Genomic DNA, 13,753 nt, shown 5'->3' with positions numbered 1-13,753 from the left:
CGGGCCGAAACCCGCCTGCGCCTTGCGGACCTCATGCTCCAGGGCGGAACGGTTTTCCTTGATGCTCATCAGGCTGCGGTGACTGGTCAGCACGCCGTGTACGGTATCGTTGACCGTGATGTGCGCCCGGGCGGCCCCCGGGCGGATCTCGTCCTTTGCCCACGCGCTCCCGGCGCCCCAGACCAGCAGGCAGGCCATCGCCACGGCTGCCGGCATCCATTTCTTCAGATCGGCCATAACTCCTCCTTACGCTCTGCGCCACGGCAGAGATTGCGGGACGCCCCTGCGCCCTCTCCTACAGCCGGGGGTCACCAGCCGCCACTTCCCGCCCCGTATGCCGTTCCAGCCAGGCGCGGATGCGGGCATGGGATGCGGCGCGGCGGCGCTTCTTGGCACGCAGCATGGCCGCATCGGCCCGGCGCAACAGTTCTCCGGCGTCCATGCCGCCCCCGTCCGATCCGGCGACACCGAAGGAAAGCTCCACAGGCAGGTCGCTGTCCTGCCGCATGCGCCACAGGGCCTGCCGGATGTCCGCCAGCCGTCTGCGCACCACGGCGCCCGGACAGGAGAAGAGGATGACGAATTCGTCCCCCCCGATGCGGGCAAGGCAGTCCTCCTTCCTGACATGGGTCTGGAGCAGACGGGCGGTACGGCGGAGCAGCCTGTCGCCGGCCTCATGGCCCAGGTGGTCATTGACCAGTTTCAGGCCGTCCACGTCGGCCATGACCGCATACAGGGGCCGCCCCCGGGCCGATTTTTGCAAGACCCGCTCCAGCTGGTAACGGCTGGAGACGCCCGTCAGCGGATCCGCCTGCACCTTCCCTTCAAGGGCATCGCGTTCCTCCTGCAGGGCCGTGACGTCCGTATGCATGCCCACCACGCGCAGGGCCCGTCCGGCACTGTCCCGGCTGGACACGCAACCGCGTTCCAGTATCCACAGCCAGGAACCGTCGGCATGGCGCATCCGGTAGGTGCAAACAAAGGCATCCCCCGCCTCCGGCGAGGCCACCACCTTCATCGGCAGGGCCACGGCTTTTTCATGGTCGTCGGGGTGTACGGCCCGGAGCCACGATCCCAGCTCTGCCGGGAAGGTGGCCGGCGTATGCCCCAGCATGGCCAGGTAATTTTGGCTGTAGTAGACCGTGCCGCTCCGGACGTCCCAGTCCCAAATGCCGTCATGGCAGCCGCTCATGGCCAGCAGCAGACGTCGCGTCCCTCCCACGGAGGCCGCCTTGTGTTCCAGCAGGGGCGCCAGCGTCCCGGCCACGGCGCGGGCACGTCCGCTGTCGTCACGGGCAAGGACCGCGGCCATGAGCAGCAGGGGCGTCCCCTGGGGCCTGTGCGGCATCAGCACCAGGCGCAGGCGCTCCGCACCGTCGCTGGCGTCCAGCCAGCGCCGCAAGCGGGAAAGCAGCCCGGGCGCCCGGTAATGGCGATGCAGATGGCGCAGCCCTTCCCTGTCCAGCGGGCCGGGGGCCTCTCCCAGTCCCAGCAGCAACATGCAGCGCATGTCCAGGAAGGGCATGGCCTGCCCGCGCGTATAGCTCCAGCAGCCGTCCTCGACGTCTTCCGGCAACGGCACCAGATGTTCCAGAAGCTCCAGACAGGCGAGGAAAGCCCGGGGCCTGCCCGCACCGTCACGACGCATGACATGCATGCGCTCGTTGATGTTCCTGCCATTGCACCTGTAGGAGCAGGTCAGGCCGGGCAGCCTGGCGCCCAAACGCAAGGCGGAACGCTGCTGCCGCAAAAAACGGCGCTGCCTGGGCGGCAAACAGGCCAGCAGATCCTCCATCGTCGCCGGCGCCGAGTCCGCACGCATCCCCAGCATGGCAAGCGCCGACGTGCAGAAGATGACACCATCCGTCGACAGGTGCCAGATGAAGGCGGGAGAGGAGTATGTGGGGAACGACACCTGTTTTCTCCTTGTCGGGCAGAAGAAAAACCAGGGATGCGGGAAGGACTTTCTTTCTTCAGCCTGCCGTTGCCGCGCAGCACCGGCCGTGGGCACGAAGAAGGCCCTGTCTGTCCGTATCCGGGAAAAAATATAGCCCGGACGCTCGGATACGGGCAGGCCGTCCTGCCGCCAAAATGCGTCCTCTATCGCGCAAACGGGGGGGCGTCTTTCCGCCACCGTCTGAAAAGACGGTGATCCCGGCCAGATAAAAACGCGCACCATCGCGCAGCAGGATGGGGAAACGCGCAATCCGGGCAGGGGCCCGCCCCTTCCCGGCTGGGCGGAAGGCCGGGGCGCGCCAGGTCTCCCGGGCAAGTCCGGCGTGATGCGCACCACAAGACAGACAGCCTGCTTGCTGAAAAAAGCCGTCTTGATTAGGATGGCATGCCGGCAAGAAGCTTCCATAACGGGGAGCGCCCCCGCAACACACCGGGGAGTGTCCTCCGCCGTGTGGCACAGAGACATGCACTCCATCAGGGGCGCCCGCATGGGTGGCCGCGGCCGGCAGCCGGTCTGGCGCATGGCCCTGCGGTCCGGCCGTCATCGCCGGACGTCCCCGAGGCATGGGAGCAGGACAGAGGCCGCCATGCGCCGCATCCTGCCCGTTACCGTCCACCTGCAAGGCCCAGGCGCCATGATCACGATATATCGTTCCCACCTCTCTCCCCTGTGGACCGCTGTCCTGTTCACATTGTATTTTTTTGTCTTCCTCACCTCGGAAGTCTTTTTGCAGGACTGCCTGCTGGCACTGGACAGGCCGGGAGACCTCCATACCTTCTTTCTGGGGCAGCTGGCCTGCCTGACGGCGGGCTATTTGAGCCTGGCCCTGTGCCGGCGCGCCTCCTACGGTCTTCTGCGAAGCCTCGCTGTAGCGGCCATACTGCTCCCCGCGCTGCTGTTCAGCGCCCTGGCCCTCACGGGCAGCCCGTCCTCCCTGCCCGCATGGGCCGCCGCCTGCTCGTATTGCCTGGGGGGAGCCGGGGCCTTCCTCCACTACAGCGCGGCCCTCTGCCTGCGCCACAGTGCCGTGAGCGGCAGGCTGGCAGGCGGGAGCATCGGCCTGGCCGTCGGCATCCAGTTCCTGACGGACACCTGTCTGGACAGCGGACAGACCGCCATGCTGCTGGCCCTGGTCTCGCTGGTCCTGGCCATGCTGCTGGCCCGGGCGCCCGCGCCCGCCCCCGCGGCGGCGGACGAGGCCCCCTCCAGCCCCCCTTCCCGGCGCACCCTGGCTCTGGCCACGGCGGGCACGGCCATCCTTTCCATCGTCGTGGGCCTGAACGAGGATATCGTCACCCGGCTGTACGCCACGGGAGAGCTGGATGTGACCTCCTGGCCACGCCTGTGCTATCTGGCCGGCCTGCTGCTGGCGGGCTTCCTTGCGGACATACGCAAGCGCGCCTTCATGCCGGTGATCACGCTGTGCGTGCTCATGCTGTCCAACATGGCGATCTTTTTCCTGAACGATCCGCGGCATTACCAGCTCAACCTGTCGATCCTGTATTTTTACAGCGGCTTTTACGTCGTCTATTTCACCGTGCTTTTCCTCGACCTGGCCCCCGGGACGCGCTGGCCGCTGCTCTGGGCCGGTATGGGACGTCTTTGCCGCTCCCTGTGCGTGGGCGCCTTTTTCCTCTGTCCAAACGGCCTGTTCGGCCTGCTGGGGCAGGGCTGCTCCGTCGTCCTGAACAGCCTGCTGCTGGCAGGCGTGTGCGCCATCTTCTTCTGGAGCGGCCAGTTGCGCGACCACGGCTCCGCCAGATCCGCGCCGCCCGTGCGCCAGGATCAGGCCATAGGCCTTTTCGCGCAAAAGCACGCCCTGACCCGCCGGGAGACCGACGTGCTGCGAGCCGTGCTCGCCTCGTCGGAACCTCTGGGGAATATCGCCATCTGCCTGGGCATATCGGAACGGGTCATGCAACGGCACCTGACCTCCATTTACGCCAAGTGCCGCGTGAGCGGCCGGCTGGAGCTGGTGACGGCCTTTTTCGGCCAGACGTCCCCGTAAGCTCCGCCACCCGTCCCGCCTGCCGCCGCCCCCTCCTGCCTCCCCGTCCTGCCCCCCCTGCCCTGGCCAGGCCACTCCCTTGCCCCGGCCCAGGCCCGCCGCATTGCCGGCAGGGCTGCCGGCCATCCGCCGGGACAGTCCCCCAAAAACACAAGAGCGCCCGTTACCGTCCTTCCGGTAACGAACGCTCTTATCCTGGACGAAGAAAAACGCGGCCCCGGGCGTCATCGCCCGGGCCGGAGGGCCTTCCCCCGCTCCTGTGCGGGGGCACGGCGCTTCTCCGGCCCGAAGGCCGCCCGTCATGTCACGGGGGGCCTACTTCCCGCTCATGAAAGCCGACCAGCGGGCCAGCAGGGCGCGCAGGGCATTGCCACGGTGGCTGCGGGCATTCTTTTCGTCGCGGCTGAGCTGGGCCGCGCTCTTGCGGATGCTCTCGTCCCAGAACACGGGATCGTAGCCAAAGCCGTTCTCGCCCAGGGCCGCCTCGAGGATGCGCCCTTCCCAGGTGCCGCGCACCACCAGTTCCCGACCGTCGGGATGCACGGCCACCATGCAGCAGACGAAACGGCAGGAACGCAGGGCCTGGGGCACGTCGCGCAGTTCAAAGAGCAGCTTGCGCATGTTGCGCTGGTCCACGCTCTCGCCGGGCAGGCTCTCCCAGTCATTGGAGTAGCGGGCGGAATAGACGCCGGGGCCCTTGTCCAGGGCGTCCACTTCCAGACCGGAATCGTCGGCCACGGCCACCAGACCGGTGGCGGCGCACACGGCGCGGGCCTTGATGCGGGCGTTTTCCTCAAAGGTGGTGCCGGTCTCCTCGATCTCGCCTATTCCCGGGAAGCAGGACAGGCCCACCACTTCGAGGCCGAAGGCGGCCAGCGGATCGGCCAGTTCGCGGATCTTGCCGGCATTGTGGGTAGCCAGCACAACCCGCGCGGTATCGTTGCTATTCATGCGTTCTCCTTGCGCACCGGCAGGTGCGGTCGTTGTAATGTCGCTATCAGGATGCCGCCGATGATGAGCAGGCCGCCCAGGATCTGGGCCATGTTGACGGCTTCGCCAAGGACCAGGTGCGCCCCCGTGGCCGCGAAGACGGGCATGCTGTAGTAGACGATTCCCGCGCGTACCGGCCCGATGCGGCTGATGGACGCCGTCCAGAGGCAGAAGGAAAAAAAGGAGCAGCCCACCCCCGTATAGAGCACGCCCGTGATGACGGCGGGCTCCCACTGCGCGGGCGGCAGCCAGTACATCTCGGCCAGCACGGGCGGCAGGCAGAACAGCGAGCCCAGGCCGAAGGTGGCGGCGCTGAAACCGAAGACCGAAAGCTCCGCGCCCCGGTGGCGCATGAACAGCGAATACAGGCCAAAGCAGGCCGCCCCGCCCAAGGACCAGAGGTCGCCGGGCGCGAAGCGCAGGGCCAGCAGGCGCGCCAGGTCCCCGCGGCTGACCAGGATCACGATGCCGCAGGCCACCACCAGCATGCCCAGCAGGCGGCGCCGGGTGACGGCCTCGCCGTAGAACAGGCGCGCGCAGATCAGGATGATGATGGGCGCGGTGGGCGCGATCAGGGCCATGTTCAGGCTTTCCGTGCTCTGGCCGGCCTTGTAGAAAAAGGTGTTCATCAGGGTCACGCCCAGCAGGGACATGAGCAGCACATAGCGCCAGCGGCGGCGCAGGGCGGGCCAGTCCTCGCGCAGATGGCGCCAGGCAAAGGGCAGGATGGCCGCAAAGGCCGTGGCCCAGCGCCAGAAGTTGCACTGCCACGGCGGGATCATGTCCGCCACGGCGCGCGCCACCACGAAGTTCCCCGACCAGATGACCACGGCCAGCAGGGCCAGCAGATAGCCCGTTGTGTTCTGTTTCATGTGCTGTCCGGCGCCGCCGGCCTCCTGCGCTCTCATAGCAGGTTGCCCCGCAAATGGCAAAAGGCCGGGGGCGGCAGGCTTTCCTTTTGCCCCCAAACCGGCTATCCTCGCCGCCATGCGGCGTCCGGTGCGCCCTGTCTTCCCCGCGGGCCGTCCCCGCGGCGTACTCCCACACAAGGTTCATCCACATGGCTCAGACGCATCATCTGGTCCTGGGGCCCATGCCCCGCGGAGCCGGTCCCGATACCCACTGGGCAGCGGGCCCCTGGTGCTTCGACAACGAAGAAGACTTCTTCCCCGGCTGGGAAGACAGCTTCGTCTTCGGGCGCGAACCCCTGCGCGATCCGGCCACCCTGGACAGGGCCGTGCTCATGGCCCAGTCCCTGACGGCGGACGTCATCCCCGCCCTGGGCCGCCATCTGCGCCGGCTGCAGCGGCAGCGTGCCCTGGAGGACAATCCCGCCGCTTCCCTGCTGGACGCGACCAGCGACGCCCTGCCCGGCGTCTACTGGGAGACCCTGCTGGCGCCCTGGGCCTGCACCGTGGCCCGCCAGCTGGTGGAGCGCTGGCTGCGCGTGCAGGCCATGGTGGAGGACTGGGGCCACCTGCCCCTGCATGTGGAACTGCTGCCCGGGGACTGCCGCCTGAATTTCGTCACGGAGCATGACTTCATCATGCACGGCGCTCTGGGCGCGGACTGGAACACCTGGATCATGTCCCGCCTGCTGGAAGCCGTCTGGCCGGAAAAATGGACCCGCTCCTACGCCCTGCCCGTAACGGCCACCTACGGCCAGCCCGTGCTGCCGGAAGACAGCGACACGCTGCGCCACCGCCTGCGGGCCTGGCTGCGCTCCTGCGCCCTGCGCCTGCCCTGCCCGCCCCTGCGCGGCATGCGTCTGCGCCAGGCCCTGCGCTATTCGCTGGCCCTGCTCCATCCCAGCCGCCAGCCCGATGCCAGCCGCCCGCTGGCCAGCCATTTCAGCAGCGCCGCCACCGGGGTGCGCCACGACCTGCCCCTGGATCCCCTGCCCTTCTTCATCGGGGCCCTGCCCCAAAGCCTCAGCGAGCTGGACCATCCCGTGCACATCCCGCCCGCGCGCAGGCCCCGCGTCCGCGTGGCCTCGGTCCGCGCCCATGAGGACACCGCCTACCGGCAGCGCCTGGCCGTCTGGCGCGCCCGGGGCAACCGCGTCATGTTCGTGCAGCATGGCGGCAACGTGGGCCAGGTGCGCTGCCTGTGCGAAACGCCGCTGGTGGAGTTCAGCCAGCACGCCTTCGGCACCTGGGGCTGGACCAGCTATGAGGCCACGGGCGCGGGCACGGGGGGGCGGTTCCTGCCCCTGCCCTATCCTCTGCTGGACCGCATGGCCGACCAGTGGCGCGGCGGGGACGACGTGCTGCTCTTCGTCGGCGCGGAGATGCCCCTCTACGGGCACCGCCTCGACTCCCGGCCCACGCCCCTGCAATGGCTCCAGTACCGCGAAGACAAGCAGTGGTTCCTGGAAGACCTGCCGCGCCGCCTGCATGAAAAGATCCGCTACCGGCCCCATTTCGACGCCCCCGGCGCCCTGGACGACGCCCCGTGGCTTTTGCCGCGCTTCCCCCGCGTGCGTCTGTGCAGCGGGCCGCTGGAAGCGCAGATGCTCACCTGCGCCCTGATGGTGGTGGACCATCACGGCACCACCCTGCTGCAGGCCCTGGCCGCCAATGTGCCCACCATCGCCTACTGGGACAGGGAGATCTGGCCCATGACCGACGCCGCCTTCGCCCGGCTGGACATCCTGGCCGGGGCCGGTATCTGGCAGCCCTCGGCCGAGGCCGCCGCCGCCAAGGTCCGCGAGATCTGGGACGATCCCGCCCGCTGGTGGCAGGACGAAAGCGTCCAGGCCGCCCGCCGCGCCTTCTGCCGCGAGCACGCCCTGGTGGATCCCAAGGGGCCCGACGGCCCCATCATCGCATTGCTGCAACGCCTGTAAGGAGACCTTTCCATGTGCCATAACGCCCGTGGCGGCGTCCTGCGCCGTCTGCCGGTCCTGATGCTTCCGGCCGCCCTGATCCTGAGCCTGCTGCTGCCCGCCGCCGTCCCGGCCGCCGGGGAGACCGCTCCCCCGGCCGCCGAGCAGGCCGGCGGTCCCGGCCCTGAGGAGCGCGCCGCGCAAGCCGCTCTGGCCGAGGTGCAGCGCGCCCTGGACAGCAAGGACTACAAGAAGGCCGTCTCCCTGCTCACGCCGCTCACCAAGGACGGCAATGCCGAAGCCCTCTACATCCTCGGCCGTCTGACCCAGGACGGGCGCGGCGTCAAAAAAAGCCCCCAGCGCGCCGCGACCCTGTTCCGCCAGGCCGCGGACAAGGGCCTGCCCAGCGCCCAGAACGCCCTGGCCACCGCCCTGGCCACGGGCAACGGCGTACGCCGCAACTTCGCCGAGGCGGGCCGCTGGTTCCGCAAGGCCGCCGAGCAGGGCCTGGCCATGGCCCAGTACAATCTGGGCTATCTCTACGCCCACGGTCGCGGCGTGCGCAAAAGCGAGAACGAGGCCATCGACTGGTACGGCCGCGCCGCCAACCAGGGCCTGGCCGACGCCCAGTATTCCCTAGGCTGGATGTACCTCAACGCCAAGGCCAGCAATCAGGACGACACCAAGGCCGCCCACTGGTTCGAGCGCGCCGCCGAGCAGGACCACCTCAAGGCCCAGAACAATCTGGCCTACATGTACGCCGAAGGCCGGGGCTACGCCCAGGACAACCTCAAGGCCGTGGAATGGTACACCCGCGCCGCCGAACGCGGCTATGCCGAGGCCCAGTACAATCTGGGCTTCATGTACGAGCAGGGGCGCGGCGTGCCCCAGGACTACGCCAAGGCCGTGGAATGGTACCGCAAGGCCGCCGAGCAGAACGAGCCCGCCGCCCAGTACAGCCTGGGCCTCATGTACGACCAGGGCACCGGCGTGCAGCGCAACCTTTCCGAGGCCACCCGCTGGTACCGTCTGGCCGCCAAGAACGGCGATCCCGACGCCAAGGCCTACCTGCGCGCCCAGAACCGCAAGTAGGGGCGGCGGAGAGTTTTTTATGGCATCTGGCGGCCGTCAGGAACGCCAGAAAAGAAATATTGCCGGGCAATTTCACGGAGAAGATGACAAAGCCCCGCAGCATGCTGCTGCGGGGCTTTGTTTCATGCATCGTCAGGCGGGGCCTCAGTCGTCGCGCCGGTCGCTACGGCCGCAGAAACGGCCCTGCAATTCGTTCAGCCGGGTCACGGCCTCGCGGCCGTTGGCGATGTTGTGCACCAGGATCTCGCTCTGCTGCGAAAAACGGTTGCCCACCCGCACCGTATAGCTGTTGAACAGCCAGCTGCTGAAACCGGCGGTGAAGGCCGCGTCCTCCATGTCGCGCCACTTGACGCCCACCGCGCCCCGGCTCCAGGGCAGGATGCCCTGATAGAGCCAGACGCCCTTGCTGTCCGCATAAAGGTGGACGCTGCGCACCTGCGCTATCCTGTAGCCCATGCACAGCACCAGCAGCGCGGCCAGGCCCGCGAAGATCCAGAAAAATTCCGGCAGATAGTGCTGCCCGGCCACGCACAGGGCCACGCAGACCAGCAGCATCAGCACGGGCCCGGCCCAGGCCAGCCAGGACTGGCGGTAACTCAGCAGGGGACGTTCACCGGCATCGCTGCCCTCGAGGATTTGTTCATCAGACATGGGCGTTCCTCCTTGGCCAGGGGACATGGGGAAACAGCAGGACGACCGCAGGCCGTGCCCGCAGGGAAGCACCTTTGGGGAGGGATGGAGGCAGGGGGGCAGGAGCCCCCTTTCCGCGCCGGTGAAAGGGGCCCCTTCCCCCCACGACGACGCGCCCCGGCACGGCAAAACTCATATCTCGCTGCCCGGGGCCAGATGCAGCAAACGCTCCAGCTCCGCCGTGGCGGCCTCGCTGTCCCGGCCCTGCCGGCGGGCCAGGTCGGGCAGGTTGTCCACCGCGTCGCAGGGACGCACATAGAGGGGTTCGATATCTGCGGGGGCGTAATCGCCGTGCCGCGCCAGCAGGCACAGGGCCTCGGCGGACGCATGGACGCAGCCGGGCAGGCAGACCACGGCAGGCGGGCTTTCCAGCGGAGCGCAGGCGGCGGCATTGCGGCGCAGGCCCGTACCGCAGACCAGCACCCTGTCCGCGCCGTCGGCACGGATGGCCGCCACGGCGTGCGCGGGCGTACACAGTTCCACGGGCCGCAGGGGCTGGGCCGGGATCGCGGGCCCGTAGCTCACGAAGGGCTGGCAGTGCACCAGATCGCGACGGGCATGGGTCAGCACCCAGACATGGCCGCCGTAAAGCATGCCGCGCCGCATCACGGCCGTGGTGGCCAGGGCCTGCATATAGTCCAGCCCGGCCAGCTGCGCCCGGCCGCAGCGGCGCAGGGCCGCCGCCGTGGCCAGGGTCAGGCGGATGCCGGTGAAGGAGCCCGGCCCGCGCACGCAGGCGATGCGCCGCAGATCGCTCCAGGCGATGCCCAGCGAGACGGCCAGCTCGGCCAGGGCCGGAGCCAGTATCTCCGTGGCCCGCTCGCTGCGGTGCCATTCCTGCGCGCAAAGGATCTGCTCGTCCTCGGTGACCAAGATCTGCAGCACGCCTTCGGCGGCGTTGAGGATCAGTTCCAGCCCGGTTCCGTGCTGTGCATCCATCCTATCCCTCCTGCACCGGATATTCCGGCAGACGGCATTCCTCGTCCGTGGCCTCCAGCTTGAAGATCACGGGGCGCAGGCCGTCATTGCAGCTGCAAACGGCCACACCGGGGGTACATATCCAGTCCCCGTAATAGAACAGCTCCTTCTCCGCGCCGTGGGCCAGAGCGAACACATACTGGTACATGGCTTTCCAGGCTTCATCGCACAGGCCGTCCGGCTTGGCATAGTCGCCGTAAAAGACCTGTCCCTGCCGCAGCATGGGGCAGGGGCCCAGCCCTTCCACACCGTACTGGCCGGCAAGTTCCTTGTCGAATGTCGTTTTGAGGACCGTTATCCTGACTTTTTTCATGCGTCCTCCCCGGGCGTCTTCCTGCCGCCCTCGCCGGGTCAGCGCCCTTCCGTCCCGCCGTCGTTCCCGGAGGGAAGGGATTGTTCCGCAGCCGGGGCCTCGCCCGCCGCGGCGGGCGCATCCGGCGTCCTGATGATGCGCGTCACGTCATTGAAGGTGGCGAAGATCATCAGGGTCAGCAGCAGGGCCATGCCCATGCGCATGCCCCATTCCTGGATCTTTTGCGGCACGGGGCGGCGGAAAAGCATCTCGATGAGGCAGAAGAGCATCTGCCCGCCGTCCAGCACCGGCACGGGCAGCAGGTTGAGGATGGCCAGGTTGATGCTGATGAGCGCCGCCAGACCGATCACGCCCACCAGGCCCTGCTCGGCCTGCTGGCCCACCATCTGGGCGATCATGATGGGCCCGCCCACCTGATCGGCGGGCACCACGCGCTGGGCCAGCTTGACGAAGCTCTGCCAGGTCAGGTCCACCAGCCGCCAGGTCTGGACAAAGCCGGCCTTCAGGGCCTCGCCGAAGCCCAGTTCATCCACGCGCACCGACCCCAGCGGCGCGATGCCGATGAGCCAGGCTTTTTCGTCTTCGCCGAAGATGGTCTTGCGCGTGCTCCACTGCGGCGTCATGGTCAGTTCCAGCTCGCTGCCCCGGGCCATGCCTTCGGCGGGCTCGCGGGCCACGGTCAGGGTCAGGGGACGGCCGTCGGCCGCGGCCACCGCCGGGGAGATCTCGTCCCACGAGCTGACGGGCCTCCCGTCGATGCTCAGGATCAGGTCGCCCTTTTGCAGGCCGGCCAGGGCCGCCGCGCTCTCGGGCATGATCTTGCCCACCTGCGGCAGCATGACGGCATTGCCCCAGCCCCAGGCCACCACCCAGCAGAGCAGGCAGGCCAGCAGGATGTTGGCCAGCGGCCCGGCCGCGATCACCAGGAAGCGCTGCCATGCGGGCCGCAGGGAAAAGCATTCCTCGCGGGTGAAGCCGCTGGGGATGTCCCTGGCGTCGTTCTCGCCCACCAGGGCCACATAGCCGCCCAGCGGCACCAGCGACAGGGCGTATTCCGTCTTGCCGCGACGGTATTTGAGCAGCTTGGGGCCAAAGCCCAGCGAAAAGGTGGACACGCCCATGCCCAGCCAGCGGGCCACGCTGAAATGCCCCAGTTCATGAAAGAAGATCAGGCCGCCAAGCACGATGATGGCGGCAACGATGGTCGTCAGCACTCGTCAACTCCGGCGCGGGCCAGTCGTTTCACCAGCTCGCGAGTTTTCAGGTCAAGGCGCGACATGCGCTCTGTCAAGATAGTCACTTCCCGTGCAAGGGCAAGACTGTCATCGCCGCTACAGGACAGCGGCGGGCAGAACGGCTCGTGCCCCGGCCCGCCGGCGGCATGGGCGTCCATGGCGGCCGCGACCAGCTCCGCGATGTCGGCAAAGGCGCACTGCCCGGACAGGAACAGCTCCACGGCGGCCTCGTTGGCCGCGTTCATGACCACCGACATGCCGCCACGCTCGCGCAGGGCGCGGCGCGCCAGCCTCAGCGCCGGGAAGGCCTCGTCGTCGGGCGCGAAGAACTGCAGGGTCCCGGCCCTGACCAGATCCAGCGGCGGCACGCCCGTATCCACGCAGCGCGGCCAGAACAGACAGGCCGCGATGGGGATGCGCATGTCCGGCGTGCCCAGCTGCGCCAGCTGGCTGCCGTCCGTGAACTGCACCAGCGAATGCACCAGCGACTGTGGATGCACCAGCACCGTGATCTTTTCCAGCGGCACCCCGTACAGGTGGAAGGCCTCCACCACTTCCAGGGCCTTGTTCATCATGGTGGCCGAGTCGATGCTGATCTTGGCCCCCATCTTCCAGTTGGGATGATCCAGAGCCTGCGCACGGGTCACGTTGCGCAGCTCCTCGCGGCTGCGACCCCGGAAGGGCCCGCCCGAAGCCGTCAGCAGCAGGCGGTCCACCTCCTGCCCGCGCCCGGCCAGACACTGGAAAATGGCGTTGTGCTCCGAATCCACCGGCAGGATGCCGGCATGGGTGCGCGCGCAGACCTGGCGCAGCAGATCCCCGGCCAGCACCAGGGATTCCTTGTTGGCCAGGCAGATGACCTTGCCCGCCAGCGCGGCGGCCAGCGTCCCGGACAGGCCCGCCGCGCCCACCTGCGCCGAAAGCACGGTATCCGCCTCGGGCAGGGCCGCCAGCCGGGCATAGCCCTCGCTGCCCGTCAGGATCTCGGGCGCATAGCCCGCGGGCAGCAGCTTGCGCAGACCCGCGGCCGCGGCCTCGTCCAGCACGGCCAGATACGGCGGCCGGAACTCCTGCGCCTGCGCGGCCAGGGTCTTGATGTTGCGCGCGCAGGAAAGGCCCAGCACCACGCATTCCCGCCGCCGCGAACGGATGGCCGCCAGCGTGTTGCCGCCGATGGAACCGGTCGAACCCAGCAGGACCAGATGACGCACGCCGTGCCGCCACGCCTCGGAAGGCGCTTCCGAAATATACCGAATCGCAGGGCCGTCCAGCCCGGGCCACAGATCAGACATGTGTTTCTCCTTTGTCTCCGGGACAAAATCCTCCCCAGCATGCCAAAAAAGCGCTGTGGCGTCGAGAGCGGGCCGGAGGACGGAGGGCGGCACGGAAGGGAAAGAGGGGGACGGGGAGATCCCCGGGGGAAGGGAGGCCCCTTTTGCTGGCGGCAAAAAGGGGCCTCCCTTCCCCCGGACCCCCTTCCCTCCCCCAAAACCCGCGCACAGGGCGAACAGGACCATGCAGGGAGTCCCGGAAAAACACGGCGAAAGAAAACAGAAAGGAGGACACCGCCCGGCACCGTCTCCCCACCTGAAACAAGTATCCCCCCCCTTCCCCGGACGATGCCCCGCCACGATATGCGCGGCTTTCCCGCCATGCACCGAAA

Annotated in this window: 11 protein-coding genes and 1 pseudogene; 3 read left to right on the top strand and 9 right to left on the bottom strand. The window is 68.3% G+C overall.

All coding sequences use genetic code 11. The features are described from left to right. Positions 1 to 237, bottom strand: a pseudogene (locus Q1X76_RS08930) (type I secretion protein TolC); the annotation flags it as partial. Between the two features lie 58 nt (positions 238 to 295). Then, positions 296 to 1,915 (bottom strand): diguanylate cyclase, encoded by a 1,620-nt coding sequence (locus Q1X76_RS08925; protein WP_300719341.1) that lies wholly within the window; start codon positions 1,913 to 1,915, stop codon positions 296 to 298. 676 nt (positions 1,916 to 2,591) lie between these two features. On the opposite strand from Q1X76_RS08925, the gene Q1X76_RS08920 reads away from it, so the two are divergent. After that, positions 2,592 to 3,965 carry a helix-turn-helix domain-containing protein gene (locus Q1X76_RS08920; protein WP_300719339.1) on the top strand — a complete coding sequence of 458 codons (1,374 nt, stop codon included), beginning with the start codon at positions 2,592 to 2,594 and terminating at the stop codon, positions 3,963 to 3,965. A gap of 315 nt (positions 3,966 to 4,280) precedes the next feature. Here Q1X76_RS08920 and rdgB read toward each other — a convergent pair whose 3' ends face one another. Further along, the gene (rdgB, locus tag Q1X76_RS08915; protein ID WP_300719337.1) at positions 4,281 to 4,916 is read right to left on the bottom strand and encodes an RdgB/HAM1 family non-canonical purine NTP pyrophosphatase; all 636 of its coding nucleotides are present in this window, start codon (positions 4,914 to 4,916) and stop codon (positions 4,281 to 4,283) included. After that, complete coding sequence (locus tag Q1X76_RS08910) at positions 4,913 to 5,827, bottom strand: DMT family transporter (RefSeq protein WP_300719335.1); 915 nt, start codon at positions 5,825 to 5,827, stop codon at positions 4,913 to 4,915. Before Q1X76_RS08910 ends, rdgB begins: the two co-directional genes overlap by 4 nt. Positions 5,828 to 6,015: 188 nt before the next feature. On the opposite strand from Q1X76_RS08910, the gene Q1X76_RS08905 reads away from it, so the two are divergent. After that, entirely contained in the window at positions 6,016 to 7,803 is a 1,788-nt protein-coding gene (locus Q1X76_RS08905) for an LIC12162 family protein (RefSeq protein ID WP_300719333.1), read from the top strand. A gap of 12 nt (positions 7,804 to 7,815) precedes the next feature. Beyond that, positions 7,816 to 8,874 (top strand): tetratricopeptide repeat protein, encoded by a 1,059-nt coding sequence (locus Q1X76_RS08900; protein ID WP_300719331.1) that lies wholly within the window; start codon positions 7,816 to 7,818, stop codon positions 8,872 to 8,874. Between the two features lie 144 nt (positions 8,875 to 9,018). On the opposite strand, the gene Q1X76_RS08895 is transcribed toward Q1X76_RS08900, so the two are convergent. From Q1X76_RS08895 to dxr, 5 genes are all read right to left on the bottom strand, one after another. Then, positions 9,019 to 9,525 carry a hypothetical protein gene (locus Q1X76_RS08895; RefSeq protein WP_300719329.1) on the bottom strand — a complete coding sequence of 169 codons (507 nt, stop codon included), beginning with the start codon at positions 9,523 to 9,525 and terminating at the stop codon, positions 9,019 to 9,021. Between the two features lie 171 nt (positions 9,526 to 9,696). Next, the gene (tsaB, locus tag Q1X76_RS08890) at positions 9,697 to 10,503 is read right to left on the bottom strand and encodes a tRNA (adenosine(37)-N6)-threonylcarbamoyltransferase complex dimerization subunit type 1 TsaB (RefSeq protein WP_300719327.1); all 807 of its coding nucleotides are present in this window, start codon (positions 10,501 to 10,503) and stop codon (positions 9,697 to 9,699) included. Between the two features lies 1 nt (position 10,504). After that, a complete protein-coding gene (locus Q1X76_RS08885) occupies positions 10,505 to 10,855 on the bottom strand; it encodes a TIGR04076 family protein (RefSeq protein ID WP_300719325.1) in 351 nt (116 codons plus the stop codon). A 38-nt stretch (positions 10,856 to 10,893) separates the two neighbouring features. Then, the gene (gene rseP / locus Q1X76_RS08880) at positions 10,894 to 12,069 is read right to left on the bottom strand and encodes an RIP metalloprotease RseP (RefSeq protein ID WP_300719323.1); all 1,176 of its coding nucleotides are present in this window, start codon (positions 12,067 to 12,069) and stop codon (positions 10,894 to 10,896) included. Continuing rightward, positions 12,063 to 13,382 (bottom strand): 1-deoxy-D-xylulose-5-phosphate reductoisomerase, encoded by a 1,320-nt coding sequence (dxr, locus tag Q1X76_RS08875; protein WP_300719321.1) that lies wholly within the window; start codon positions 13,380 to 13,382, stop codon positions 12,063 to 12,065. Before dxr ends, rseP begins: the two co-directional genes overlap by 7 nt. Positions 13,383 to 13,753 lie beyond the last annotated feature (371 nt).

The sequence above is a fragment of the uncultured Desulfovibrio sp. genome, from assembly GCF_949282365.1.
GTDB lineage: Bacteria > Desulfobacterota > Desulfovibrionia > Desulfovibrionales > Desulfovibrionaceae > Desulfovibrio.
The sequence above is the reverse complement of the archived record's forward strand: the minus strand, read 5'-3'. Positions and strand labels throughout refer to the sequence as shown.